The sequence below is a fragment of the Sphingomonas sp. genome (genome assembly GCF_035714405.1).
Lineage (GTDB): Bacteria > Pseudomonadota > Alphaproteobacteria > Sphingomonadales > Sphingomonadaceae > Sphingomonas.
In genome coordinates, this window is the sequence record NZ_DASTMA010000018.1 from 60,529 (window position 1) to 83,622 (window position 23,094).

Genomic DNA, 23,094 nt, shown 5'->3' on the forward strand with positions numbered 1-23,094 from the left:
GATGCGCCGCGAGGGTCTGGTTGCGAAGGTCAAGCGGCGCGGCGGGCGTGGCGATCGGTCGCCGCTGGGCACCTGGTTCTGGGACATCGACAGGATGCTGCTGGGGCTCACCCTGTTCCTGATCGCGATCGGGCTGGTGGCGGTGGCCGCCGCGAGCCCGGCGACGGCGGTGCGTTATTCGGGCGAGAAGCATCAGATCGCCCCGCTCTACTATTTCTGGCGGCAGGTGATGTGGGTCGCGGTGTCGCTGCCGGTGCTGATCGGCATTTCCATGCTGCCGATCGCCACCGCGCGCCGCTTCGCCTTGGCGGGCGCGGTGTGCTTTGCGACGCTGCTGGCGCTGACCCCATTCATCGGCGTGGTCCATAACGGCGCGCGGCGCTGGCTAAGCCTGGGCCTTTCCGAGTTCCAGCCGTCGGAGTTCCTGAAGCCCTTCTTCATCGTCGCGATGGCCTGGGTGCTGTCGCTGAAGTCGAAGGAGGAGGAACTGCCGGTCGTGCCGATCACGATGGGCATGACCGGCGTGGTCGCGGTGCTGCTGATGATGCAGCCCGATTTCGGGCAGACGGTGATCTATTGCTCGGTGTGGCTGGCGCTGTTGATGATCGCCGGCACGCCGATGCGGGTGCTGGGCGGCTTGCTGGCGATGGTGCCGGTGGGGTTGGTTGCGGCCTATTTCTTCTACAGCACCGCGCGCGAGCGGATCGACGCCTTCCTGTTTCCCGGCCACGAAGGGGACGGCGCGGCCGATCATTTCCAGACCGATGCCGCGCATGCGACGCTGACCGCCGGCGGCTGGACGGGCACCGGCCCTGGCGGCGGACAGGCAAAGTTCGGGCTGCCCGAGGCGCATACCGACTATATCTTTTCGGTCATCGGCGAGGAGTTCGGGCTGCTCGCCTGCATGGTGATCAGCGTCGTCTTCTTGGCGATCGTGGTAAGAGTGTTCGTCAAGCTGCTGGACGAGCAGGACGAATTCAAACTGCTCGCCGCGTCCGGGCTGGCGGTGCAGTTCGGGGCGCAGGCGCTGGTCAGCATGGCGGTCAACACCGGGCTGGCGCCGTCAAAGGGGATGACGCTGCCGTTCATTTCCTATGGCGGGTCGTCGATGATCGCGCTGTCGATCGGCATGGGAATGCTGCTGGCGTTCACGCGGCGCAACCCGTTCCTGACGCGAAGCCCTTACGTTGTTAAGTGGGGCGCATGAAGAGCAAGCATTATGTCCTCGCCGCCGGAGGGACGGGTGGCCACATGGTCCCCGCTGCGGCGCTGGCGACCGAGTTGATGAACCGCGGGCATCGCGTGGCGCTGGTCAGTGACGCGCGGGGGGTGCGCTTTCCCGGACTGTTCGAGGGCGTGCAGACGCATGTCCTGCCGGCCGGGCGCTTTCAGGCCAAGCGGCCGCTGGGGTGGCTGAGTGCTGCGCGCGAGATGTGGCGTGGGCGGGCGATGGCGCGCGAGCTGTATCGTACGTTCAAGCCTGCCGCGGTGGTCGGCTTCGGCGGGTATCCGGCCTTCCCCGCGCTGCTCGCGGCGTTCGCGGACAAGATCCCGACTGCGGTGCACGAGCAGAATGCGGTGCTCGGACGAGTCAACCGGCTGGCGGCGCGGCGCGTCGACGCGATCGCGACCTCCTACGACACGACCGAGCGGCTGCCGGCGACGCTGAACCCCAAGGTCCATGTGGTCGGCAACCCGGTGCGCGAAGCGGTGCTGCGGCTGCGCACCAAGGCCTATCCGCTGCTGGAAGAGGACGGCATCTTCCGCGTCCTCGTTACCGGCGGCAGTCAGGGCGCGAGCATCCTCAGCCAGGTGGTGCCGGACGGGCTGGCGATGCTGCCGGTGCAGTTCCGTCGCCGACTGCAGGTGACGCAGCAGGCGCGGATCGAGGACATCGACGCGGTGCGCGCCGCCTATGCCGCGCACCAGATCCCCGCCGATCTCGCCACCTATCTGCCCGACATGCCCGAGCAGCTCGGCTGGGCGCATCTGGTGATCGCACGCGCCGGCGCCTCGACGATCGCGGAGCTGACCGCCGCGGGGCGGCCGGCGATCCTGGTGCCGCTGCCGGGTGCTACCGACGACCACCAGACCGTCAACGCGCGCGAGATCACGCAAGCCGGCGGCGCGCGGACGATCGCGCAAGGAAAGTTCACCGCCGTCGAGCTCGCCAAGCAGATGCAGAAGCTGGGGCTCGATCCCGCCGCGCTGGAGAATGCGGCAGGGCGGGCGAAGAGCGTCGGCAAACCCGATGCGGTTAGCGATCTCGCCGATCTGGTCGAGAGCCTCGACGCCCCCGTCTCACGCCTGCCGGTGGTGGCGCCGAGCCGGCCCAGGGAGGCCTGGGCTTGAAGCAGCTCCAGACCGATATCGGCACGATCCATTTCGTCGGCATCGGCGGGATCGGCATGTCCGGAATCGCGGAGGTGATGAAGAACCTTGGCTACCGCGTGCAGGGGTCCGACGTGGCGGAGGGCTATGTCGTGCAGGGGTTGCGCGACAAGGGCATTCCGGTCGCCATCGGGCATGACGCGGGCAATCTGGGCGACGCGGCGGTGGTCGTGGTCTCCACCGCGATCGTGCGCTCCAATCCTGAGGTGGAGAGCGCGCTGGAGCGGCGGATCCCGGTGGTGCGGCGCGCCGAGATGCTGGCCGAACTGATGCGGCTGAAGTCGACCGTCGCGGTGGCGGGAACGCACGGCAAGACGACGACCACCAGCATGATCGCGGCGCTGCTCGACGCAGGCGGGGTCGATCCGACCGTCATAAACGGTGGGATCATCAACAGTTACGGGTCGAACGCGCGACTGGGTGCGAGCGACTGGATGGTGGTCGAAGCCGACGAGAGCGACGGTTCGTTCCTGCGGCTCGACGGCACGGTCGCCGTGGTCACCAACATCGATCCCGAGCACCTCGACCATTATGGCTCCTTCGACGCGGTCAAGGATGCGTTCGTGGAGTTCGTCGAAAACGTGCCCTTCTATGGCGCGGCACTGCTGTGCCTGGACCACCCCGAGGTACAGGGCATCCTGCCGCGGCTGCGCGACCGGCGGATCGTCACCTATGGCTTCTCGGCGCAGGCGGACGTGCGCGGGGTCAATGTGCAGCCGGTCAAGGGCGGCAACCGCTTCGAGGTGATCGTGCGCGAACGCGACGGTGGCACGCGCTCGATCGAGGATATCGAGCTGCCGATGCCGGGGCGCCACAACGTCCAGAACGCGCTGGCGGCAATCGGCGTCGCGTTGGAGCTGGGCATCGACGACGCGACGATCCAGCGCGGGTTCCACCTGTTTGGTGGCGTCAAAAGGCGCTTCACCAAGGTCGGCGAGGTGCCTTGTGCCGACGGCGGTGGCGCGACGATCATTGACGATTATGGTCATCACCCGGTCGAGATCCGGGCGGTGCTGGCAGCAGCGCGGGAGAGCGCGGTCGGGCGGGTTTTCGCGGTGGTGCAGCCGCATCGCTATTCGCGGCTCGGCAGCCTGATGGAGGAGTTCCAGACCGCGTTCAACGACGCCGACCGGGTGCTGGTGACGCCGGTCTATGCCGCGGGCGAAGCGCCGGTCGCGGGCGTCGACGCGCAGGCGCTGGTCGACGGACTGAAGCGGCGCGGACATCGCGGCGCGGCGCCGGTCGCGGACGCGGACGCTCTCGCCGCGGAACTGGCGGGCGAGCTGCGCGCGGGCGATCAGGTGGTGTGCCTGGGCGCCGGCGACATCACCAAGTGGGCGGCCGGGCTGGCGAATGGGATTGTCGCCAAGCTCCCCTCCCGCTTGCGGGAGGGGTTGGGGGAGGGGATGTCCGCATGACCGCCGCTTCGCTCGCGACAAGCCCTCCCCTAGCCCCTCCCGCGAGCGGGAGGGTGAGCCCTCGCGGCCGTCTCACGTCCGACGCTCCGCTGGCGCCGTTGGTGTGGTTCAAGGCGGGCGGCGCCGCGGAGCAGCTGTTCGAGCCTGCGGATCGCGACGATCTCGTTGCGTTCCTGCAGGTGCTTGACCCGGCGGTGCCGGTCTATCCGCTCGGGCTCGGCTCCAACCTGATCGTGCGCGACGGCGGGATGCCGGGCGTGGTGGTGCGACTGGGCAAGCCGTTCGCCAGGGTCGAGCGGATCGACGCCATGGCGCTGCGCTGCGGCGGCGGGGCGAGCGGGATCCTGGTCTCCTCGACTGCGCGCGATGCCGGGATCGCCGGCGTTGAGTTCCTGCGGTCGATCCCCGGCACCGTCGGCGGGTTCGTGCGGATGAACGGCGGCGCCTATGGCCGGGAGGTCAAGGACGTGCTGGTCGAGGCGACGGTGGTGATGCGCGACGGCTCCGTCGAGGTCTGGCCGGCCGAGCGGCTCGGCTACACCTATCGGCACTCCGAGCTGCCGGCCGGCGCGATCGTGAGCGAGGCGGTGTTCCGCGGCGTGCCCGGCGACCCGGCCGCAATCGGCGCGGAGATGGACCGCATCGCCGCCGAGCGCGAGGCATCGCAACCGCTGCGTTCGCGCACCGGCGGATCGACCTTCAAGAACCCGCCGGGGCACAAGGCCTGGGTGCTGATCGACACGGCTGGCTGTCGCGGGTTGCGGCGCGGAGACGCGCAGGTCAGCGACAAACATTGCAACTTCCTGCTCAACCTTGGTGCCGCGACGAGCGCGGATATCGAGGCTCTGGGCGAAGAGGTGCGGGCCCGGGTGAAGGCGCATTCCGGCGTGACGTTGGAGTGGGAAATCCAGCGCGTGGGCGAGTTCCCCTCCTTGCGGGAGGAGTTAGGGGAAGGGATGTCACCACTCGCCAGAAAAGCCTTCCCCCAGTCCGTCCCGCAAGAGGGAGGGGAGCTTGGCGCCGCGCGCCTGTCCCTCTCCCCCGAAGGGAGAGGGTGATGACCTCGCTGCATATTGCGGTTCTCTACGGCGGCTGGTCCGCCGAGCGCGAGGTGTCCCTGCTGTCGGGCACAGGGGTTGCCGAGGCGCTGGAATCGCTCGGGCATAGCGTCACGCGCATCGACATGGGTCGCGACGTCGCCGCCAGGCTGGCGGAGGCGAAGCCCGATCTGGTGTTCAATGCCCTGCACGGTACGCCCGGCGAGGATGGCTCGGTGCAGGGCATGATGGACCTGATGGGGCTGCGCTACACCCATTCCGGAATGGCGACGTCCGTGATCGCGGTGGACAAGCAGCTGACCAAGCAGGTGCTGGTGCCGCACGGCATCCCGATGCCCGGCGGGCGCATCGTCCGGTCGGCCGAGCTGTTCGCGGGCGATCCGCTGGCGCGACCCTATGTGCTCAAACCAGTCAACGAGGGCTCATCGGTGGGCGTCGCGATCGTCACGGCAGAAGGCAATTACGGCGCGCCGATCGGCCGCGACGTGGCCGGGCCGTGGCAGGACTTCGAAGAGCTGTTAGCCGAGCCGTTCATCCGCGGGCGCGAGCTGACGACGGCGGTGCTAGGCGGGCGCGCATTTGGGGTCACCGAGCTGCGGCCACGCTCCGGCTTCTACGATTATGACGCCAAGTACACCGAGGGCATGACCGAGCATCTCTATCCGGCGCCGATCCCCGACGAGGTGGCGCGGGCGTGCGAGAGCGTGGCGCTGGAGTCCCACCGGCTGCTGGGCTGCAAGGGCGCCAGCCGCGCCGACTTCCGCTGGGACGACGATCGAGGGGTCGACGGGCTGTTCCTGCTGGAGGTGAACACGCAGCCCGGCATGACGCCGCTCAGCTTAGTGCCGGAGCAAGCGAAGCATAACGGCATCGACTATCCAACCCTGGTGCAGATGATCGTCGACGAGGCCTTGCTGTGAGCCGCACCATCAAGCGCGGCACACCGCCCCGTCGGCCGACGGTGAAGCGGCGCACCAAGCCCAAGGTGTCGCGGCTCGACCGGCTGATGGCGCGGCTGCCGGCGAGCGAGGAAACGCTGAAACGGTGGGCGACGCGCGGCATCCTGGGCATCGGTGCCGCGGCGCTGCTGCTGGGAGCGTCCTATGCCGGTGTGCCCGGGATGGTGGGCACGGCGCTGGGCGAGGCAACCGGGCGTGCCGGGTTCCGGCTGGACGAGGTGCAGGCGCCGGGGCTGAAGCGGATGGACTTCATGACCGTCAACGCCATCGTGCTCGAGCAGCAATCGCGCGCGCTGCCGCTGATCGACCTGGAGCGCATCCGCGAGCGGCTCCTGGCCTATGGCTGGGTCAAGGACGCGGCGGTGTCGCGGCGGTACCCGAACAAGATCCTGGTGCGGATCACCGAGCGGACGCCGGCGGCGGTCTGGCAGCACAATGGCGAGCTGACGCTGATCGACGCCGAGGGGGTACTGCTGGATCCGGTCGAGCGCGACGCGATCCCGGACCTGCCGCTGATCATCGGCCCCGGCGCGGACAAGCAGGAAGCGGCATATCAGAAGCTGCTCGGCGCGGCGCCGGCGCTGAAGCCGCGGGTGGTTGCGGCGACCTGGGTGGGCAACCGGCGCTGGGATCTGCGCTTCGATTCCGGCGAGACGTTGAAGCTGCCGGAAGAGGGCGCGGCGGCGGCGCTGCTCAGTTTCGCCAAGCGCGACGGCGCGCGGCCGCTGCTGGGGCGTGGCTGGCTGAGCTTCGACCTGCGCAACCCCGACAAGATGGTGGTGCGCAAGCCCAAGACCGAAAACAGGCAAGTGGCCGATCCGGGCGAACCGGTCAGCGCCACGCCGCCGAGCGAAGGGCGCACACGGGGGATGGAAGGTTGAAGAACTCCGTTCGTGGTGAGGAGAGGCTGAGCTCGTCGAAGCCTCGTCTCGAACCACATTGTCCTTCGAGACGCCACTTCGACAAGCTCAGTGGCTCCTCAGGACGAACGGTTTTGCGCTGGCGAGAGGGGTAAGGACATGGCCAAGGCGGCACCCGAGGGACTGATCACGGCTCTGGACATCGGCTCGTCCAAGGTGTCGGCGATGATCGCGCAGCCGGGAGACGGCGGCGAACTGATCGTGCTCGGCACCGGTCAGCGCGAGAGCCGGGGGGTCAAGCGCGGCTATATCGCCGACATGGTGGCGACCGAGGCCGCGGTGCGCGAGGCGGTGGAGCAGGCCGAGCGGATCGCCGGGCTCAACATCGAGGACGTTTGGGTGGGCTTTTCCGCCGGTGGTCTGGTCAGCGACGTCGCCGAGGTCGAGTTCGAGCTGGGCGGGCACCGGGTCGAGCAGAGCGACATCGACGCGCTGCTTCACGCCGGGCGCAGCTCGATCGACCCGCAGGGCCGGATGGTGCTGCACGCGCAGCCGGCGCTTTATACGCTCGACGGCCTTACCGGCGTCAAGAAGCCGCTCGGGTTGCATGCCGATCGGCTGGGTGTGCACATCCATGTCGTCGCCGCCGACGGTTCGCCGGTGCGCAACCTCGACCTGTGCGTCCGCTCGGCGCATCTGGAGGTCAAGTCGATCATCGCCGCGCCGGTCGCGACCGGGCTCGCCTGCCTGTCGGAGGAGGAGCGCGAGCTGGGGGTGGCGCTGGTCGAGTTGGGCGCCGGGATTACCAACGTGTCGCTGTTCGCGGGCGGGATGCTGGTGGGGCTGACCTCTATCCCGATTGGTTCGGCGGACATCACCGACGATATCGCCTCCGCCTTCGGCACCCGGCGGCAGCAGGCGGAGCGCATGAAATGCTTTCACGGCTCCGCCAATGCGAGCCCGCGCGACAATCACGAGATGATCCCGCTGGTCGGGCTGGGCGAGGAAGAGGCGCGCGACGGCAACCAGATCACCAAGGCGCAGCTGATCGGCGTCATCCGCCAGCGGCTGGAGCACCATATGGGCGAGATCCGCGCGGCGCTTGCAAAGCTGAAGTTCGAAGGGCCGGTGGGTCGCCAGGTGGTGCTGACCGGCGGGGGCGCCGAGCTGAAGGGCATCGCCGACTATGCCCAGGCGGCGCTCGGCCGCTCGGTCCGGATCGGGCGACCGCGCGGGCTGACGGGGCTGCCGGAGGCCCATGCCGGCCCGGCCTTCGCGACGCTCGCGGGACTCGCCTTCTATGCCGCGAGCGACCCGGTCGACCTGCGCAGCGCGCAGCCGGTAACCACCGCGGTGCATCGGCCCAAGGGTGCGGGCCTTGTCCGCAAGTTGATCCAGGCTGCGCGGGCGAACTATTAAGACACTCTCTGCGCTTTTCGGCTGGAATGCCGGGAATCGTTGGGGCAGAACGGTTAATCATGTCACTTGAGTGACTGGACCAGAATTCCTGGGGGCGGAGTAGCAGCGCGATGAGTATCGAATTTCTGGCCCAAGACGATCATGGCGAAGTCGACGAGCTGACACCGCGCATCGCGGTGATCGGCGTCGGCGGCGCGGGCGGCAACGCCATCGCCAACATGATGCGGGCCGAGGTGCAGGGTGTGGACTTCCTGGTCTGCAACACCGACGCGCAGGCGCTGAAACAATCCACCGCGCCGACGCGCATCCAGCTCGGCACCAAGATCACGCAAGGGCTGGGCGCGGGCAGCCGGCCGGAGATCGGCCGCGCCGCCGCCGAGGAGTCGATTGACGACCTCGCCAAGCGGCTGGAGGGGGCGCACATGTGCTTCATCGCCGCGGGCATGGGCGGCGGCACCGGCACCGGCGCCGCGCCGGTGATCGCCAAGGCGGCGCGCGATATGGGCATCCTGACCGTTGGCGTGGTGACCAAGCCGTTCGCGTTCGAGGGCAACCGTCGCGCCAAGTCGGCCGAGGGCGGCATCGAGGAGCTGCAGAAGTACGTCGATACGCTGATCGTCATCCCCAACCAGAACCTGTTCCTGATCGCCAACGCCAACACCACCTTCAAGGAAGCGTTCGCGATGGCGGACGAGGTGCTGCAGCAGGGCGTGCGCGGCATCACCGACCTGATGGTGATGCCGGGCCTCATCAACCTCGACTTTGCCGACGTCCGCTCGGTGATGCAGGAGATGGGCAAGGCGATGATGGGCACCGGTGAGGCGAGCGGCGACAACCGCGCGCTCGAAGCCGCGCAAAAGGCGATCGCCAACCCGCTGCTCGACGGCGTGTCGATGCAGGGCGCCAAGGGCGTCATCATCTCGATCACCGGCGGCGACGACATGCGCCTGCTGGAGGTCGACGAGGCGGCGAACCACATCCGCGACCTGGTCGATCCGGACGCTAACATCATCTGGGGCTCGGCGTTCAACCCCGATCTGGAGGGGCGCATCCGCGTCTCGGTGGTGGCGACCGGCATCGAAGCGCAGGCACGTCCCGCCGAGCAGCCGGCCGCCGCGGCGCCGGCGCGCTCGTTTTCGTTCGGCGGCGGCAAGCGCGAGGAGACCACTTCCTTCCGCCCCAGCGACGCGCAGCAGCCGGTCGCGGCCGCGCAGCCCGAAGCGGCGCCGGAGCCGGAGGTCGCGGCCGCCGATGAGGAGCCGCTCGATCTCGGCATGGCCGCGGATCTTGCGCCTGAGACGGCGGACGCCGCCGACGAGGAACTGGTGCTGGGCGCCGAGGCCATCGTGTCGACGCCTCCGAAGACCTTCTCCGACGATGCCTATGGCGTCCCGCCGGTGCGTCCCGCTGAGCCCGCGCGCCGCTGGCTTGCCCCTGGCAACGAGACCGATTCGGCGCCGGCGCAGCCGACGCCACGCGTGAAGCTTGGCGGTACGTTGTTCGAGCGCATGTCCAACGCGGCGCGTGGCGCGCAGCGCGACGAGGCTGCGGACGGAGCGGAGGCGGTGGATATCCCCCGGTTCCTGCACAAGCAGGGTAATCAGTAGCGCGCGGGCGCCGCGCCAATGGGGTCGGCGGCGCTCCTCCCTCCAACGATGCTGTTCCGCTGCGGCGTAGCCAGTTGCCTGCAAGCCATCCATACTCGCCTTTGTCAGAGGATGCGGGACTCGTCGGCGGACTGCGGAGGTGAGGACCTGTCCTTGACGAGCGAAGACGCTCCGTCGCGGCAGCTAACTGCCCGAGCCACGCCGAACCGCTAAGTCTCCCTTCTCTCTCGCCGCGGTGAGGGAGGGCTCCGCAACCACTTCGTCTTCCCCGCGCCTCCGGCTGCCGCGCGGACGCTTGCGGTCGGAGCACGCGTCGAGTGTAACGGTTGCCTTGATCGATGTTGCGTTCGGTTGCGCCGCTACTAACTGGAAGTCCATGACTTTTCCGCGAATGACCTTGGCCTTGTTGCTTGCCACGGCTTCGGCGCCGGTGCTTGGACAGGGGATGTACCAGCCGGTCGGCGTGTCGGACGCCGATGCTTTGGCGATGGCGGTGCGGCGTGTCGGGTCCAACCCGCTCGATCTTGATGCGCTGCTGACCGCGGGCGAGCTGTCGGTACGACTGGAGGATTTGACCGCCGCGGGCTCGTTCTTCGTGCGGGCCGGAAAGATCGACCCGCGCTCTGGCCGCGCCAAGGCAGGGGAGGGCGCGATCCTGGTCCGCTCGCAGCGGCCGGCGGAGGCGATGCGCTATTTCGCGACGGCGGAGCTCTATGGGCTGCCGGCGGCGCGCTTCGCCGGCGACCGGGGCTTGGCCTGGGACCTGCTGGGCGACCCAGGGCGGGCTCATCGCGACTACAAGCTCGCGCTCGCCAGCCGGCCCGACGCGGAGACGCGGCGGCGCTATGCGATGTCGCTGGCGATCGCGGGCCGGCAAGCACAGGCATTGGACGAACTCGCGCCGCTGATCCGCCAGAATGACCGGGCGGCGTGGCGCACGCGGGCGTTCGTGCTGGCGTTGAGCGGGGATGCGGCGGAAGCGTCTCGAATCGCGCAGACCATGATGCCGCCCGGCGCGGCGACGGGGTTGAGCAGCTTCTTCGCCGAACTGCCCCGCCTGTCGCCAATCGACCGGGCGTTCGCGGTGCATTTCGGCGAGACGCGGCCGTCGCAGGTGCGGCTGGCCGATGCGCGGCTGGCGCCACGACAGGCGCCGCTCGCGCTGGAGCCGTTGCCGGTGCGGATCGCGGCCGCGCGGCCCGCACCGGCCGTCGAGCCAAAGCGCAATCGGCGCGATCGTGACCGGGACAATCGCGATTGGCGCGACCGCTATAGCCGGGATCGCGACGGAGAGGATCGCGATCGGCAGGCTCGTGACAGGCGAGATCGCGACCGGCGGGAACCGGTACAGCTCGCGACGGTGCCGCCGCCGCCGGTCATGCAGCCGGCGCCGCAGCCGCCCGCCTATCAGGCGCCGCTCTACCAACCGCCCTCGACGGTGACGGCGATGCGCGATCGGCCGCTGTCGCAGGGCGAGCTCGCCAGCCTCACGCGCGCGGGCTTGCGCAACGTGCCGCGCACGACGCGGTCAAGCGAGTCTCGAGGGACGAGCGTGGCTCCGGTCAATGGCCGTGCCTTGACCCAAGCGGAGCAGGCGAGCCTCGCCGCCGCGACGATCCGTCCGCGGGGCACGATCCCCGCCCCCCTCCGTCGCGATCCGGTGTTGGCGGCGAGTGCGGCGGTGCCGATGGCGGTGGCGACTCGATCACCGGTGCCGCGTGTCGGGGTGGCGCCGCAGACGTCGCTCGCGCTCGGCCCGACCGATCCGACGACCACGACCGTCGTGGCGCCGATCCCGCGCGAGCCGGTCATGGCGCCGGTCCCGACCGCGGCGGCTAACAACACAGCCGTCGCGAATGCACTGGCTCCGCCGATGACGCTCGGGTTGGCGTCTACGATTATCAGCCCGGCGCCGAGCCCGGCCGCCGGAGCGGCGCGGGCGCCGACGCCGGGCTTTACGGTTCCGCCCGTTGCCCCTGCGACCATCCTTGCCCCGTCGACGCCGGTACCGACCGTGACCGTTCCTGTAGCGAGCGGCGCGCCGGTGACAGCTATGACGGGCATGGCCGCTCCCGAGGTTGTGGCGCCGCAGCCGCCGGTCGCGCCTCCCTTGGCTGCGGTCCTGCCCGCTCCGCTCGCAGCCGGGCCGCAAGCCAACGGCGACCCCGGCGTGAGCCTACCTGCCGCCGTCGTGGCGACCCCGTCACCGGTCGCGGCCAGCCCTTCCGCCACGATCGTGGCCGCAGCCCCAACGCCGCTGCCGGTGGGGATCTCCACGAGCGACGCGCCGGCCCGTCCGGTCATCGCCGTCGAGCCTGCGAGCCCTGCGGTCGCGGCGGCACAGACGCCGATCACGACTGTGGCGCCGGTTGCCGTGCCGACAGCCGTCGTGTCGACGCCGCTGGCACCGCTCGTCGCCCGGGTCCAGGCCCCGCCGGTGCTGGCCTCACGCCGTTCCCGTTTGGCGCGGGGCGAGGGGGACACGGCTTTGTCGAAGATCGTCGCCGGCCTGACCATCCCGGCATCCGAACTGGACGTGGCGCAAACCGGGCCGCAGCGTACGGCCGCTCGGCGCATGACCGAGGCCAAGAGCCTGGTGGATCGGACCGCGGATAAGGCCGCCGCGGACAAGAAGGCGCTGGCCGAAAAGAAGGCGGTGGCGGACCGCAAGGCTGCGCAGGACAAGAAAGCGGCGTCTGACAAGAAGGTGCTCGCCGAGAAAAAGGATGCCACGGACAAGAAGGCCGTGGCCGACAAGGCGGCGGCCGCCGAGAAGAAGCTCGTCAGCGCGGAGCCGAAGCGGATTTGGGTGCAGGTCGCCGGCGGCGCCAACGAGGGCGACCTTATCAAGGCGTGGCGCGCCGCCAGCACCAAGGCGCCCGACGCGCTGTCGGGCCGGCGCGGTTATACGACCCCGTTGCGCGCAACCAACCGCGTGCTCACCGGCCCATTCAAGACCGATGCCGAGGCGCGCGCGCACGTCAACCAGCTCGCCAAGGCAGGCGTCTCGGCCTTTACCTTCACCAGCGAGCCCGGACAGAAGATCACGCGCCTGGACGCCAAGTGACGCCTGCCCCTTATGCCGCGGACCCGGCGCGGAGCCGGGGGCGGCGGCACCATGAACCGACCGACGCGCTGCGTGGGCCTCGGGATGCTTTCCAGCGTGATCGCGACCGGGTCATCCACTCGATCAGCTTCCGGCGGCTTCGCCACAAGACGCAGGTATTCATGGCGCCCGACGGCGACCATTTCCGCGTCCGCCTGACGCACAGCCTGGAGGTGGCACAGATCGGCCGCACCGTTGCGCGCGCGCTCGGGCTGAACGAGGATCTGACCGAGGCGATCTGCCTCGCGCACGACATCGGCCATCCACCCTTCGGCCATGCCGGCGAGGATGCCCTGAAAGCGGCGCTGAACGAGGCCGGAGGCTTCGACCATAACGGCCACACGCTGCGCGTATTGACCGCGATCGAGCGGCCGTATCCGGGCTGGGATGGGCTGAACCTCACCTGGGAATGCCTGGAGGGGCTGGCCAAGCACAACGGCCCGCAGCGGCACTCCGGCTGGGCGATGCGCGAGGCGGATGCGGCTTTTCCGCTACAGCTCGACAGCTGGCCCTCGCTGGAGGCCCAAGTCGCGGCGATCGCCGACGACATCGCCTATGACAATCACGACATCGACGACGGTCTGCGCGCAGGGCTGTTGACGCTGGACCAGTTGATGGAAGTCCCGATGGTCGCGCGCGGCTGGGCGGCGGTGCAGGCGCGCTTCCCGGACATCGCGGCCGATGCTTCGGGCTTGCGGCTCCATCGCGAGCTGGTGCGCGCGCAGATCGGCGTGATGGTCAACGACCTGCTCGCGGAGACCCGCGCGCGGATCGCCGAGGCGCGGATCGACAGCGTGGACGCGGTGCGCACGACTCGGCATGCGCTGGTCGGCTTCACTGCCGCGATGCGAGAGGAGGAGCGGACGCTGAAACGCTTCATGTACGCCAATCTCTACCACCATCCCCATCAGCTGACCGCCGCGGCCGCGGCACGGACGGTGGTCGCCGGCCTATTCGACGCCTTCCACGCCGAGCCAGCACTGATGGGAGACAGGTGGAGCGTCGTGCCGTCCGACGAGCCGGGACGAAGTCGGCAGGTGGCCGACTATATCGCAGGCATGACCGATCGCTTCGCCGTGTCGAAGTACCGAGAGATCATCGGGCCGGTGGAGTTGCCCGAAGGCTTCTAGTCACGTCACCTCGGGTTCGGCCCCGAGGCGACGTGACCGAAGTCAGCGTGCGGCGACGAGGGTCGCGCTCGGCTTGGGAGTCCGGAACGACACGGGTTGCCCGCCGGACATGCCGTCGACGCGCTTGCCGTTCACGACCAGCCGGAATGCCGAGCCGCTGGGCAGGCGGTGGCCCTCGATGACCTGGCGGCCCTTGGCGGCCGGAGTGACCGTGTAGACGTAGGTCATGCCGTCGCGGGTGAAGCGCTGCTCAGCGGCCTGCGCGAACGCCGTGGCGGGGATGAAGAGGGCGGCCAGCGCCGCGCTCGAGAGAAACGTCTTCATGATCAGACCCTCGCTGTTTGATGCGTCGAGCCCGTCAGGTCCTTCCTCTAAACTTCTACTGCCTGAATATTGCGCTGCAGCATGAGTTGCAAATGCAAACGCAATGCCGCCGATTGCGCCGGGTGCATGTGCAGGTCAGCCTCTTTGCGGTCCCTGCGCTATGCCGCTAGGGCGACGCCATGTCTCTTTACGCCCGCTACGCCGCGCATGTGGATGCCGCGCTCGACCAGCTGACCGCCGTGGGCACGCTGCCGGGCGGCGTGGACCGCTGCAATGTGACGGTCGAGCCGCCGCGCGACACCGGTCACGGCGACCTCGCCACCAATGCGGCGATGGTGCTCGCCAAGCCCGCCGGCACCAATCCCAAGGTGCTCGCAGAAGCGCTGGCGGTCGAGCTGCGCAAGCTGGATGAGGTCGCCGAGGTCGCGGTCGCCGGGCCGGGCTTCATCAACCTGCGGCTGAGCGACGGCGCGTGGCGCGAGGAGGTAGCGGCGATCACGTCCGCCGGAGACGACTATGGTCGTTCCGACCGTTACCGCGGCATCACCGTCAACATCGAATATGTCTCCGCCAACCCGACCGGGCCAATGCATATGGGGCATTGTCGCGGTGCGGTGGTGGGCGACGCGCTTGCCGGACTGCTGGAGTTCGCGGGCGCCGAGGTGATCCGCGAATATTACGTCAACGATGCGGGTGGGCAGGTCGACGTGCTCGCCCGCTCCGTCCACCTGAGGTACCGCGAGGCGCTCGGCGAGGCGGTGGAGATCGGCGAGGGACTGTACCCCGGCGATTATCTTGTACCGGTAGGACACGCACTTGCCGCCGAGTTCTCCGATCGATTCTCGGGTGCGGCCGAGGCCGAATGGCTGCCGCTGTTCCGGACGCACGCGGTGGCGGCGATGATGGACCTGATCCGGGGCGACCTGGCGCTGCTCGGCATCCATCATCAGGTCTTCGCATCCGAGGCTCAGCTGCAGGCGGCGGGCAAACCGGCAGTGGCGGAGGCCGAGCTGCGCGCGCGCGACCTGATCTATGACGGGGTGCTGCCGGCGCCCAAGGGCGAGACACCGGACGACTGGGAGCCGGTGGTGCTGCCGCTGTTCCGCTCCACGGCGTTCGGCGATGACCAGGACCGACCGATCCGCAAGTCGAACGGGCAGTGGACCTATTTCGGCGCCGACATGGCCTATCATTTCCAGAAGGCCGAACGTGCCGATCAGCTGATCGACATCTGGGGCGCGGACCATGCCGGCACCGTCAAGCGGATCGTTGCGGCCGTGGCGGCCCTGACGGGCGGGGCCAAGCCGCTGGACGTCAAGCTGGTGCAGATGGTGCGGCTGCTCCGTAACGGCGAGCCGGTGAAAATGTCCAAGCGTTCGGGTAACTTCGTGACGCTTGCTGATGTCGTGGAAGAGGTTGGCCGCGACGTCGTGCGCTTCACGATGCTGACCCGGCGCTCCGACGCGCAGATGGATTTCGACTTCGCCAAGGTGGTCGAGGCGTCCAAGGACAATCCCGTCTTCTACGTCCAATACGCGCATGCCCGCATCGCTTCGCTGCACCGGCGGGCGATCGAGGCGGGGATCGCCGACGGCGCCGGCGACCTGTCCCTGCTTGGGACGGAGGCGCTGCAGCTGGTCAGGCTGGCGGCGCAGTTCCCGCGCGTGGTCGAGACCGCGGCGGCGGCACGCGAGCCGCACCGCATCGCTTTTTATCTCTACGACTTGGCGGCGGCCTTTCACGGGGAGTGGAATGCGGGCAACGACGATCCCGCGCGGCGTTTTCTCCAGCCCGACGACCATGAGGCGACGCGCGCGCGTCTCGCCTTGGCGGACGCGGTCGGACAGATTATCCGTAACGGGCTGGCGCTCATGGGCGTCGAAGCGGTCTCGGAGATGAAGTGATGGCGGATGCGGTGGATCTGAGGGACGAGGATCGCCTGCCTTGGCTGGAGACGGTGGAGCCGGACGAGCCGGAGGGTCCCCCCGCCGGCCGCGTGATCGCGCTGGTGCTGCTCGGCCTCGCCGTGCTGGCGATGATCATCTTCGGCATCTACCAGCTGCAGAACCGCACCCCCGCCGCCGATGGCGAGCTGATCGCCGCCCAGGAAGGCGACTACAAGATCAAACCGGAAGACCCGGGCGGGCTGAAGGTCAAGGGCGAGGGCACGACCGCGGTCGCGACCAGCGACGGCAAGCCGGGCAGCGGCGCCATCGACCTGAAGGCGGTGCCCGAAGCGCCGGTCGACGGCAGGCGCGCGGCGCAGCCGCTGCCCCTGGGAGGTGCGGGCGGACGCAATGCGGTGGCGCAGGTGCCCGCTTCGGGCGGCAAGCTGGTGGCCGCCAAGCCGCTGACGGCAACACGCACCACCGCGCCTGGGGCAGCCTCGGGTGGCTCGCTGGTGCAGCTCGGCGCCTATCCGACCGAAGCGGCGGCGAATGCGTCGTGGACGTCGTTCTCGAAGCGGTTTGCCTATCTGGCGCCGCTCGGCAAGTCGGTGCAGCCGGTCGCGACCGGGGGCAAGACGCTGTATCGCCTGCGCGTTAATGCCGGCGGTGCAAACCAGGCGGCGGACATCTGTGGCCGGCTGAAGGTCGCGGGCGAGAGCTGCTTCGTCGCGAGCTGAAATACCGGGGCGTAGATAGGATCACGGCCAAGTTCAGGGTGACGAAGGCGGGGTGGGGAGGTTAGACCCTCGCCATGAAGCCCGTCATCTACGGCCTGTCCGGCCCTACGCTCACCGCCGACGAGCGCGCCTTGTTCCTCGACGCGCAGCCGTTGGGGTTCATCCTGTTCGGACGTAACATCCAGAATCGGGCGCAAGTGCTTGCGTTGACGGACTCGCTGCGGGCGATGACCGGTCGCGACGACCTGCCGATCCTGATCGATCAGGAGGGCGGGCGGGTCGCGCGAATGGCGCCGCCGGAATGGCCCGCCTTTCCTGCCGGCCCCGCCTTTGATCGTCTTTACGAAATCGCGCCGATGACCGCGATCCAGGCGATGCGCGCCAATGCCGAGGCGCTAGGCCTGATGCTGCGGGAAGTCGGCGTGACCGTGGACTGTGCGCCGATCCTGGATGTGGCGCGACCCGACACGACCGAAGCGATCACCTGCCGCGCCTATGGCGCTGAACCCATGCGGGTCGCGGCCTTGGGGCGGGCCATGCTGGAAGGCCTGCGCGCGGGCGGTGTGGTCGGCGTCATCAAGCACATGCCCGGCCATGGTCTGGCGCGGGTGGACACCCATCATCTCCTGCCGACCGTGACCGCGACGGCGGCGGAGCTGGAGGTCGATCTGGAGCCGTTCCGCACGCTCAACGGTGCCGGCATGGGAATGACCTCGCACATCGTGTTCGAAGCCTGGGACCGCGAGCGACCGGCGACGCTGTCCCCGACCGTCATCGCGCAGGTCATCCGCGGTGCCATCGGCTTCGACGGCTTGCTGATGACCGACGACATCGACATGAAGGCGCTGTCGGGCAGCGCGGGCGAGAAGGCGGCGGGCGCGATCGCTGCGGGTTGCGACGTGGCGCTCGATTGCTGGGCACGCATGGACGAGATGGTCGAGATCGCGTCGCTCTTGGGCGACGCACCACCGGCGACCTTGGCGCGGCTGGAGCGGGCGATGGCGATGCGGGATACGCCGGACGGCGACTTTGACGAGCTGATCGCGCGCCGGGACGCGTTCCTGGCGATAACGGGCTGAACCTTCGCCAATGCGAGGTGGCAAATGACGGCAAGGGCGCCTAAATGCCGTTGCTGTCACCAGGAGATACGTCATGGGCGGCTTCAGCCCCATCCATCTGCTCATCCTTGCGGTCGTCGCGATCCTGCTGCTCGGCGGCGGACGCTTCTCCAGCCTAATGGGCGACGTCGCGAAGGGCGTAAAGAACTTCAAGCGAGGCATGTCGGAGGAAGACACCGATCCCGCCAAGCCGGCGTCGCGGATCGAGGGGCAGAAGGGGGCCGAGCCCGCCTTTGACCGCGACGGCAACCGAGTGCGCGACGAGCAACGGTGATCGTCTCCTCGCTCGCCGGCTGAGCTGAATGTTCGACATCGCGCCGTCCGAATTCCTGCTGGTGGCGATCATCGCCCTCGTGGTGATCGGGCCCAAGGACCTGCCCAAGGCCATGCGGGTGCTCGGCTATTGGGTCGGGCGCGCCCGTGGCGTCGCGCGCCAGTTCCGCTCGGGGTTCGACGGCATGGTGCGTGAGGCGGAGCTGGCCGAGATGGAGAAGAAATGGGCGGAGGAGAATGCCCGAATCATGGCGGAGCACAGCGCGGGCGGACCGGCGGATGCTCCGTCGACCGACGAGGTCGCGACGACCGACCACGATGCGTCGCCGGCAAATCCGCAAGGCCGTGAGCCGGGTGCTGAAGATGAGCCGGATCTCTTCAGCCAGCCCGTCATGGTCGAGCAGCCGGTGCTGAAGCCCGCGCCTGGTGACATTGGCCCTCCCGCTGACGCCAAGGCTCCATCGTGAGCGAAGAACCGGAAGCAGACGCCAGCCGGGCGCCGCTGCTGGACCATCTGATCGAGCTGCGCCGCCGCCTGCTCTGGTCCTTGTTGGCGCTGGTGCTGGCGTTTTGCGGAGCCTTGTATTTCGCGCGGCCGATCCTGGCGATCCTGGTGGCGCCGCTGCCGCTGGCGGGGCAGAGTGAACTGATCAACACCGACGTCTACGGTGCTTTCCTCGTCGAGGTGAAGGTGGCGTTTTTTGCCGGTCTGATGGTGTCGTTCCCGATCATCGCCAATCAGATTTGGCGGTTCGTGGCACCTGGGCTGTACAAGAACGAGAAGCGGGCGCTGCTGCCATTCCTGATGGCCACTCCCGTGCTGTTCGGCGCCGGCGCGGCACTGGCGTATTTCTTCGCGATCCCGATTGCGCTCAAGTTCCTGTTGGGGTTTCAGGGCGAGCTGGGTGGCGTCACCCAGCGGCCGCTGCTGGAAGTGTCGAGCTACCTCAAGTTCGTCATGCAATTCCTGTTTGGGTTCGGGCTCGCGTTCCTGCTGCCGGTGCTGCTGATGCTGCTCGAAACGGCGGGGATCGTGACCAGGAAACAGCTGGTGGGCGCTCGGCGCTATGCCATCGTCGCAAATTTCGCGGTGGCTGCTGTGCTGACCCCGCCGGATGTCGGGTCGATGCTACTGCTGGCGATCCCGCTGTGCCTGCTTTACGAACTGGCCCTACTCGGCATCCTGTTCACCGAGCGCAAGCGCGAGAGGGCGACGGCCGGGGCCGAGGTCTAGCCCCGACCGTCCGAAATTTACTTGTTGTCGTCGGCGGTCTTGGCGACCGTGTCGCCCGCGGACTTCACGTCCTTGCCCACGCCTTCGACCGTGTTGCAGGCCGACACCATGAACGCGCCGGCAGCAAGCGCGACGCCGATCAGTTTACGCATGATATTCTCCTCGATAACGCGAGTTCGCGCACGGACGAGAATGGTCGAGCCGCGGATTTCGTTCCGCTGCCGGCACTCATCTAGACCAAGCAGAAACGTTGAAGGCCCGGAAGCGCCTCCAGGGGGGGGAGGGGAGACGCTTCCGGGCCTAGTCGTGGATCGCGAGAGCGGGGGGGCTTAAGGTCGCGATCCGAAGGTCATAACGGCCTTATTCGATGGGGGTTCCAGCGTAGCTAGAAATTTTTCGAACGCTCTTCCGGCTCATGCCCGACCGATGATCGCAAAGGCGATCTCGTAGGCGCCACCAAGCGGCTCATGGTGCAGCGGCGCGCGTAGCTGGCGCGACAGACCCTCCATGACGCGGGCATAGCGGGTGCGGGTCAACTCGCGCAGGGCATCGCTCTCGATCAACGCGCGCGACACGACCCGCAGCACCGCCCGCCCCTGCTCCTGGCCGGTATGAATTGAAATCCTCACCTGTGCGGCCGGATCGCAGTTCATCGCCAATTCGATCGTCTCGGTCACCAGAAATGCGACGGCGACAGCAACATCCTGGTTCGCCATCAGCGGCTCGACATCCAGCGTGATGCCCAATTGTCCGGGGCCCTCAATGGCGGTGGCGCGGATGTTCGCGGCAAGTTCACCGAGCATGGTGCGGAGGTTGAGTCCGCGATTCTCCTCATTCTCCGCGAAGTGGTTGCGGTGGACGACCGCCAACGCGTCGACCCGCCGCTGGATCGACGAATAGGCCGCCGTCGCATCGGCACTCGGCGCGCCACGGGCATGGAAGTTGATCAGGCTGGAGATCACCTGCAGGTTGTTCTTGACGCGGTGATGGACCTCGCGGGTCAATTTGGTCTGGCGGACCAATCCTTCGGCAAGCCCCTTTTCATGGATCGCGACGGTGCGGCTGATCGCGCGGAAGGTGTCACCGAGTTCGCGGATTTCGGCGGCAGGCAGGGCTCCGGCGCCGCCGACCTCGATCACTTCGCCCGGCCGGAAGGCGGCGACACTGGCGCGCAGGCGGCGCAGCGGCCGGATCAGCAGGCGGTCCACCACCAGCCATGAAATGCCCGCCGCGGCGATCCACATCAGCAGCGGCAGCAACAAGGCCACGATCAGCGAGGAGGAAATCGGCGCGCTGCGGATGCTGGTGCGCAGCGACAGGCCCGCGATGCCCAGATCGGTCTCCATCGTCTCGAGACGGTCGAGCGCGCTCACATCAGGGATCGTCTTCAGCACCAGGCTCGTGCCGTCATGTTCGAGCGTGCTGCTGAACGGCATGGCGCGGCTGGTCGGCTCGGCCAGCGCGGCCAATCGTTCGGTCGGGAAGAAGGCGCGAACGGACAGCCTGTTTCGTGCCGTTCTCATCGCGAGGAGCGCGCCGCGTCCGGGGATGATCGTTCCCGACACCACGTTGCTGTCCGTCGTCTCCTGAGCGGCAAAGGGGATCGCTTCACCGCACAGGACCTCGCCGCGACCATTGACGATCGTGAAACGCTTACCCGCCGACGTCCGCTGAGCGAAAACGCCGGCTGCCCGCGCGCAACTCGGCGCGTCGAGTGGGTCGGCACCCAAGGCGTCTGCCGCCGCATGGAGCGCGCGCATGTCGCCCACCAGCTCGATCGCGATCGCGCGGGCGGTCTCGATGCTGGACACCCGCAGCCGCGCGCGTGCCTCCGCATCGGCGATCCGGGTGGTCTGCAACGTCGCCGCCATGGCAATCAGAACGAGCGGCAGCAGACCCAGGCTGAGAATGATGAAGAGCTTGACACCCGTCGGCTGGCGCGAAAGCCACGACAGCTTGTTTCGAACACGCGAGCGCCCGGGCCCAGGCTGGCCGTCATCGGCGATCGGTTCGGTGGAAGGCGAGGGAAGCGAGGCCATTGGCCCCGTGTCAGTCTAGCTTGCTGAGAAGGTCAAGCATTTCATCGGGAACGGCCTCCTCGACCGTCTTCTGATAGACGGAGCGGAGCGCAACACCCATTTGTGGATCGCCTGGAGGCCTTTTGGCCGCGCTCTGTGCCGCCGCCTTCTTCTCACTCTTGTCGGCCAAGCTGAACCCATCCCCTTGCACGTCCTCGGCGGCATGCCAGCCATAAGACGCCATGCCGTTGCGATCGCAACGTGCCCCGCGAAACCAGATTTGTCGGGCGATGAAACCAAAATCGGGGCCGTTGGTTCCGCACTTGCGCGAATAATCCGCAAAGCCCAGGGGGCGGGTTGGGGGGTTCGATCGGACCGATCATATCGAAGCGACCGGCCTTCGCAGGGGCGGCGCGACACCAGGGAGTACCGCATACCCATGTCGCTTGGACAGCAACTCGCACCGCATCTTCCCTTTCTGCGGCGCTACGGACGGGCGCTTACTGGCAGCCAGCAGCATGGCGACAAGTATGTTCGGGCGACCCTGGAAGCGATCGTCGCGGCGCCCGATCAGTTCCCGCGCGACGTCGATCCGCGCCTAGGCTTGTACCGAATGTTCCAGGTGATCTGGAACTCCGCGAATTTCGATGAAACCGGTCATGAGCCGTCGGGCGATACCGGTGCCGACTTGGGCGCCGACGACCAAGAGGCGGTGGCGCGTGCGCGGCTGTCCCGCATCACGCCGCTGTCGCGCCAGGCGCTGCTGCTGACCGCGATGGAGGGCTTCACGCCCGAAGACGCCGCCTATCTGATCGAGGTCGATGCCGCCGAGGTCGAGACTCTGGTTGCGGAAGCCCTGCGCGAAATCGAGAAACAGACCCATGCTCGGGTGCTCATCATCGAGGACGAGCCGATCATCGCGATGGATATCGAGACCATCGTGCGCGACCTGGGTCACGAGGTCACCGGCGTCGCGGTGACCCGCGACGAAGCGCTAGCGCTGGCGATGGAAGATCGCCCCGGACTGGTGCTCGCCGACATCCAGCTCGCGGACGACAGCTCCGGCATTGATGCGGTGAAGGACATCCTTGCCGAGTTCGAGGTGCCGGTGATCTTTATCACCGCATTCCCTGAGCGGCTGCTGACCGGTGAGCGGCCGGAGCCAACCTTTCTGATCACCAAGCCGTTTCAGCGTTCGACGGTGAAGGCGGCGATCAGCCAGGCGCTGTTTTTCGACCAGAACACCTTGCCGACCGACGCATGACGGCGGTTCGCGGACACATTTCGGGGATAGAGGGTTACATAAGTCATGGCTGACCCGAACGAGCAGATCCACATCAACACCACGGAGGCACGCGCCGGCGCAACGCCGGGCATGACCCGGTACGTCTTGGGCGTCGGATTGGCGCTCGTGATCGTCGCTTTCCTGGTGGTGTTCCTGATCGGCTGACCCCGATCTTAACCTCAGACTAGCATTGGCGGGCGCACGACCTATGTTGTTGCCCTTACCGTCTTTGCGGGTAAGCTCCGCCCCAGCATCGCCTTTCGAACGG

Annotated in this window: 22 protein-coding genes; 18 read left to right on the plus strand and 4 right to left on the minus strand. The window is 68.1% G+C overall.

The window, feature by feature from the left end; genetic code table 11:
* Nucleotide 1 precedes the first annotated feature (1 nt).
* The 10 genes from VFQ64_RS07130 to VFQ64_RS07175 all read left to right on the plus strand — a co-directional run bounded on the left by VFQ64_RS07130 (nt 2) and on the right by VFQ64_RS07175 (nt 13,948).
* Nucleotides 2-1,207 carry a putative peptidoglycan glycosyltransferase FtsW gene (locus VFQ64_RS07130; protein WP_325103405.1) on the plus strand — a complete coding sequence of 402 codons (1,206 nt, stop codon included), beginning with the start codon at nt 2-4 and terminating at the stop codon, nt 1,205-1,207.
* On the plus strand, nt 1,204-2,352 hold the full coding sequence (gene murG / locus VFQ64_RS07135; protein WP_325102609.1) for an undecaprenyldiphospho-muramoylpentapeptide beta-N-acetylglucosaminyltransferase: 1,149 nt from the start codon (nt 1,204-1,206) through the stop codon (nt 2,350-2,352). The genes VFQ64_RS07130 and murG overlap by 4 nt, the downstream gene beginning before the upstream one ends.
* On the plus strand, nt 2,349-3,809 hold the full coding sequence (gene murC / locus VFQ64_RS07140; protein WP_325102610.1) for a UDP-N-acetylmuramate--L-alanine ligase: 1,461 nt from the start codon (nt 2,349-2,351) through the stop codon (nt 3,807-3,809). Before murG ends, murC begins: the two co-directional genes overlap by 4 nt.
* A complete protein-coding gene (murB, locus tag VFQ64_RS07145) occupies nt 3,806-4,867 on the plus strand; it encodes a UDP-N-acetylmuramate dehydrogenase (protein ID WP_325102611.1) in 1,062 nt (353 codons plus the stop codon). The genes murC and murB overlap by 4 nt, the downstream gene beginning before the upstream one ends.
* Nucleotides 4,867-5,787 carry a D-alanine--D-alanine ligase gene (locus tag VFQ64_RS07150; RefSeq protein WP_325102612.1) on the plus strand — a complete coding sequence of 307 codons (921 nt, stop codon included), beginning with the start codon at nt 4,867-4,869 and terminating at the stop codon, nt 5,785-5,787. The genes murB and VFQ64_RS07150 overlap by 1 nt, the downstream gene beginning before the upstream one ends.
* Nucleotides 5,784-6,707: a cell division protein FtsQ/DivIB gene (locus VFQ64_RS07155; protein ID WP_325102613.1), complete on the plus strand. Its 924-nt coding sequence runs from the start codon at nt 5,784-5,786 to the stop codon at nt 6,705-6,707. The genes VFQ64_RS07150 and VFQ64_RS07155 overlap by 4 nt, the downstream gene beginning before the upstream one ends.
* Nucleotides 6,708-6,845: 138 nt before the next feature.
* Entirely contained in the window at nt 6,846-8,105 is a 1,260-nt protein-coding gene (ftsA, locus tag VFQ64_RS07160) for a cell division protein FtsA (RefSeq protein ID WP_325102614.1), read from the plus strand.
* Nucleotides 8,106-8,215: 110 nt separating this feature from the next.
* On the plus strand, nt 8,216-9,712 hold the full coding sequence (gene ftsZ, locus VFQ64_RS07165; protein ID WP_325102615.1) for a cell division protein FtsZ: 1,497 nt from the start codon (nt 8,216-8,218) through the stop codon (nt 9,710-9,712).
* A gap of 376 nt (nt 9,713-10,088) precedes the next feature.
* Nucleotides 10,089-12,779 carry an SPOR domain-containing protein gene (locus VFQ64_RS07170; protein WP_325102616.1) on the plus strand — a complete coding sequence of 897 codons (2,691 nt, stop codon included), beginning with the start codon at nt 10,089-10,091 and terminating at the stop codon, nt 12,777-12,779.
* Nucleotides 12,776-13,948: a deoxyguanosinetriphosphate triphosphohydrolase gene (locus VFQ64_RS07175; RefSeq protein WP_325102617.1), complete on the plus strand. Its 1,173-nt coding sequence runs from the start codon at nt 12,776-12,778 to the stop codon at nt 13,946-13,948. Before VFQ64_RS07170 ends, VFQ64_RS07175 begins: the two co-directional genes overlap by 4 nt.
* A 42-nt stretch (nt 13,949-13,990) precedes the next feature.
* On the opposite strand, the gene VFQ64_RS07180 is transcribed toward VFQ64_RS07175, so the two are convergent.
* The gene (locus VFQ64_RS07180) at nt 13,991-14,272 is read right to left on the minus strand and encodes a hypothetical protein (protein ID WP_325102618.1); all 282 of its coding nucleotides are present in this window, start codon (nt 14,270-14,272) and stop codon (nt 13,991-13,993) included.
* Between the two features lie 179 nt (nt 14,273-14,451).
* Here VFQ64_RS07180 and argS point away from each other — a divergent pair, with 179 nt between their 5' ends.
* The 6 genes from argS (at nt 14,452) to tatC (ending at nt 19,523) form a co-directional block, all read left to right on the plus strand.
* The gene (argS, locus tag VFQ64_RS07185; RefSeq protein ID WP_325102619.1) at nt 14,452-16,176 is read left to right on the plus strand and encodes an arginine--tRNA ligase; all 1,725 of its coding nucleotides are present in this window, start codon (nt 14,452-14,454) and stop codon (nt 16,174-16,176) included.
* Nucleotides 16,176-16,898: an SPOR domain-containing protein gene (locus tag VFQ64_RS07190; RefSeq protein WP_325102620.1), complete on the plus strand. Its 723-nt coding sequence runs from the start codon at nt 16,176-16,178 to the stop codon at nt 16,896-16,898. The genes argS and VFQ64_RS07190 overlap by 1 nt, the downstream gene beginning before the upstream one ends.
* A 74-nt stretch (nt 16,899-16,972) precedes the next feature.
* Nucleotides 16,973-17,977 (plus strand): glycoside hydrolase family 3 N-terminal domain-containing protein, encoded by a 1,005-nt coding sequence (locus VFQ64_RS07195; protein WP_325102621.1) that lies wholly within the window; start codon nt 16,973-16,975, stop codon nt 17,975-17,977.
* Nucleotides 17,978-18,050: 73 nt separating this feature from the next.
* The gene (locus VFQ64_RS07200) at nt 18,051-18,290 is read left to right on the plus strand and encodes a twin-arginine translocase TatA/TatE family subunit (RefSeq protein WP_325102622.1); all 240 of its coding nucleotides are present in this window, start codon (nt 18,051-18,053) and stop codon (nt 18,288-18,290) included.
* A 28-nt stretch (nt 18,291-18,318) separates the two neighbouring features.
* A complete protein-coding gene (tatB, locus tag VFQ64_RS07205) occupies nt 18,319-18,756 on the plus strand; it encodes a Sec-independent protein translocase protein TatB (protein ID WP_325102623.1) in 438 nt (145 codons plus the stop codon).
* Nucleotides 18,753-19,523 (plus strand): twin-arginine translocase subunit TatC, encoded by a 771-nt coding sequence (tatC, locus tag VFQ64_RS07210; protein ID WP_414712878.1) that lies wholly within the window; start codon nt 18,753-18,755, stop codon nt 19,521-19,523. Before tatB ends, tatC begins: the two co-directional genes overlap by 4 nt.
* Before the next feature lie 17 nt (nt 19,524-19,540).
* Here tatC and VFQ64_RS07215 read toward each other — a convergent pair whose 3' ends face one another.
* The 3 genes from VFQ64_RS07215 to VFQ64_RS07225 all read right to left on the minus strand — a co-directional run bounded on the left by VFQ64_RS07215 (nt 19,541) and on the right by VFQ64_RS07225 (nt 21,785).
* A complete protein-coding gene (locus tag VFQ64_RS07215; RefSeq protein WP_325102624.1) occupies nt 19,541-19,675 on the minus strand; it encodes an entericidin A/B family lipoprotein in 135 nt (44 codons plus the stop codon).
* A 261-nt stretch (nt 19,676-19,936) separates the two neighbouring features.
* Entirely contained in the window at nt 19,937-21,562 is a 1,626-nt protein-coding gene (locus VFQ64_RS07220) for a sensor histidine kinase (RefSeq protein ID WP_325102625.1), read from the minus strand.
* A 10-nt stretch (nt 21,563-21,572) separates the two neighbouring features.
* On the minus strand, nt 21,573-21,785 hold the full coding sequence (locus tag VFQ64_RS07225) for a NepR family anti-sigma factor (protein ID WP_325102626.1): 213 nt from the start codon (nt 21,783-21,785) through the stop codon (nt 21,573-21,575).
* A 195-nt stretch (nt 21,786-21,980) separates the two neighbouring features.
* On the opposite strand from VFQ64_RS07225, the gene VFQ64_RS07230 reads away from it, so the two are divergent.
* Together VFQ64_RS07230 and VFQ64_RS07235 are read left to right on the plus strand one after the other, a co-directional pair.
* Nucleotides 21,981-22,805, plus strand: coding sequence for a response regulator (locus VFQ64_RS07230; RefSeq protein ID WP_325103407.1), 825 nt, complete (start codon nt 21,981-21,983; stop codon nt 22,803-22,805).
* 45 nt (nt 22,806-22,850) lie between these two features.
* Nucleotides 22,851-22,991: a hypothetical protein gene (locus tag VFQ64_RS07235; protein WP_325102627.1), complete on the plus strand. Its 141-nt coding sequence runs from the start codon at nt 22,851-22,853 to the stop codon at nt 22,989-22,991.
* Nucleotides 22,992-23,094: the final 103 nt, after the last annotated feature.

Coding starts and splice junctions, on each gene's coding strand:
- VFQ64_RS07130 (WP_325103405.1), top strand. CDS start 2: ATGCGCCGCGAGGGTCTGGTTGCGAAGGTCAAGCGGCGCGGCGGGCGT.
- murG (WP_325102609.1), top strand. CDS start 1,204: ATGAAGAGCAAGCATTATGTCCTCGCCGCCGGAGGGACGGGTGGCCAC.
- murB (WP_325102611.1), top strand. CDS start 3,806: ATGACCGCCGCTTCGCTCGCGACAAGCCCTCCCCTAGCCCCTCCCGCG.
- VFQ64_RS07150 (WP_325102612.1), top strand. CDS start 4,867: ATGACCTCGCTGCATATTGCGGTTCTCTACGGCGGCTGGTCCGCCGAG.
- ftsA (WP_325102614.1), top strand. CDS start 6,846: ATGGCCAAGGCGGCACCCGAGGGACTGATCACGGCTCTGGACATCGGC.
- ftsZ (WP_325102615.1), top strand. CDS start 8,216: ATGAGTATCGAATTTCTGGCCCAAGACGATCATGGCGAAGTCGACGAG.
- VFQ64_RS07170 (WP_325102616.1), top strand. CDS start 10,089: ATGACTTTTCCGCGAATGACCTTGGCCTTGTTGCTTGCCACGGCTTCG.
- VFQ64_RS07180 (WP_325102618.1), bottom strand. CDS start 14,272: ATGAAGACGTTTCTCTCGAGCGCGGCGCTGGCCGCCCTCTTCATCCCC.
- argS (WP_325102619.1), top strand. CDS start 14,452: ATGTCTCTTTACGCCCGCTACGCCGCGCATGTGGATGCCGCGCTCGAC.
- VFQ64_RS07190 (WP_325102620.1), top strand. CDS start 16,176: ATGGCGGATGCGGTGGATCTGAGGGACGAGGATCGCCTGCCTTGGCTG.
- VFQ64_RS07195 (WP_325102621.1), top strand. CDS start 16,973: ATGAAGCCCGTCATCTACGGCCTGTCCGGCCCTACGCTCACCGCCGAC.
- VFQ64_RS07200 (WP_325102622.1), top strand. CDS start 18,051: ATGGGCGGCTTCAGCCCCATCCATCTGCTCATCCTTGCGGTCGTCGCG.
- tatB (WP_325102623.1), top strand. CDS start 18,319: ATGTTCGACATCGCGCCGTCCGAATTCCTGCTGGTGGCGATCATCGCC.
- VFQ64_RS07215 (WP_325102624.1), bottom strand. CDS start 19,675: ATGCGTAAACTGATCGGCGTCGCGCTTGCTGCCGGCGCGTTCATGGTG.
- VFQ64_RS07220 (WP_325102625.1), bottom strand. CDS start 21,562: ATGGCCTCGCTTCCCTCGCCTTCCACCGAACCGATCGCCGATGACGGC.
- VFQ64_RS07225 (WP_325102626.1), bottom strand. CDS start 21,785: ATGGCGTCTTATGGCTGGCATGCCGCCGAGGACGTGCAAGGGGATGGG.
- VFQ64_RS07230 (WP_325103407.1), top strand. CDS start 21,981: ATGTCGCTTGGACAGCAACTCGCACCGCATCTTCCCTTTCTGCGGCGC.
- VFQ64_RS07235 (WP_325102627.1), top strand. CDS start 22,851: ATGGCTGACCCGAACGAGCAGATCCACATCAACACCACGGAGGCACGC.